Here is a 1,496-nt window from a genome sequence, read left to right as displayed (position 1 = left end):
ATTATGCTCTTTAACAATCCGGAACAAGCTGAAAAATTGAAACAATCAATATTATCACCGAGGTAATATTGATGAGTCTCTCAGCCGAACAACACGAAAATGTGAAGACGTTTTTGCGTGAGTTATGAGCGAGCAGTCCTCAGTTCGCGAAGGACGGAGCACAGCAAGCGGAGCATACATCAGTATGTGAGCATTGCGAGCACTGCCCGACAAAGAAATGAGGGGCGCGCAGCCATAACCCCACAGAAACACTCAGTCGAAACACCTTCGGGTTGTGAGGTTAAGCGAATAAGCGTACACGGTGGATGCCTAGGCAGTCAGAGGCGATGAAGGACGTGCTAATCTGCGATAAGCGCCGGTAAGGTGATATGAACCGTTATAACCGGCGATTTCCGAATGGGGAAACCCAGTGTGATTCGTCACACTATCATTACCTGAATACATAGGGTAATGAAGCGAACCGGGAGAACTGAAACATCTAAGTACCCCGAGGAAAAGAAATCAAACGAGATTCCCCCAGTAGCGGCGAGCGAACGGGGAGCAGCCCAGGACCTTAATCAGCATCAGTGTTAAGAGAACAGTCTGGAAAGGCTGGCCACAGCAGGTGATAGCCCTGTATCTGAAAGCACTGGTGTTGTGAGTCCGATGAGTAAGGCGGGACACGTGTTATCCTGTCTGAATACGGGGGGACCATCCTCCAAGGCTAAATACTCCTGACTGACCGATAGTGAACCAGTACCGTGAGGGAAAGGCGAAAAGAACCCCGGCGAGGGGAGTGAAAAAGAACCTGAAACCGTGTACGTACAAGCAGTGGGAGCACCTTTATGGTGTGACTGCGTACCTTTTGTATAATGGGTCAGCGACTTATATTCTGTAGCAAGGTTAACCGAATAGGGGAGCCGCAGGGAAACCGAGTCTTAACTGGGCGAATTAGTTGCAGGGTATAGACCCGAAACCCGGTGATCTAGCCATGGGCAGGTTGAAGGTTGGGTAACACTAACTGGAGGACCGAACCGACTAATGTTGAAAAATTAGCGGATGACTTGTGGCTGGGGGTGAAAGGCCAATCAAACCGGGAGATAGCTGGTTCTCCCCGAAAGCTATTTAGGTAGCGCCTCGTGAACTCATCTCCGGGGGTAGAGCACTGTTTCGGCTAGGGGGTCATCCCGACTTACCAACCCGATGCAAACTGCGAATACCGGAGAATGTTATCACGGGAGACACACGGCGGGTGCTAACGTTCGTCGTGAAGAGGGAAACAACCCAGACCGCCGGCTAAGGTCCCAAAGTCATAATTAAGTGGGAAACGAAGTGGGAAGGCTCAGACAGCCAGGATGTTGGCTTAGAAGCAGCCATCATTTAAAGAAAGCGTAATAGCTCACTGGTCGAGTCGGCCTGCGCGGAAGATGTAACGGGGCTAAATTATGCACCGAAGCCGCGGCAGCGATATGTAAATATTGTTGGGTAGGGGAGCGTTCTGTAAGCCTGTGAAGGTG

The 1,496-nt window shown here is 50.6% G+C and carries 1 rRNA gene; it reads left to right on the top strand.

Features of this window, described 5'->3' with window-relative positions:
• Positions 1-278 precede the first annotated feature (278 nt).
• Positions 279-1,496 (top strand): 23S ribosomal RNA (locus tag ACSBQN_RS19240); the annotation flags it as partial.

The sequence above is a fragment of the Morganella sp. B601 genome, assembly GCF_051172335.1.
GTDB lineage: Bacteria > Pseudomonadota > Gammaproteobacteria > Enterobacterales > Enterobacteriaceae > Morganella > Morganella morganii.
This window is presented reverse-complemented; position numbering and strand designations above follow the sequence as displayed.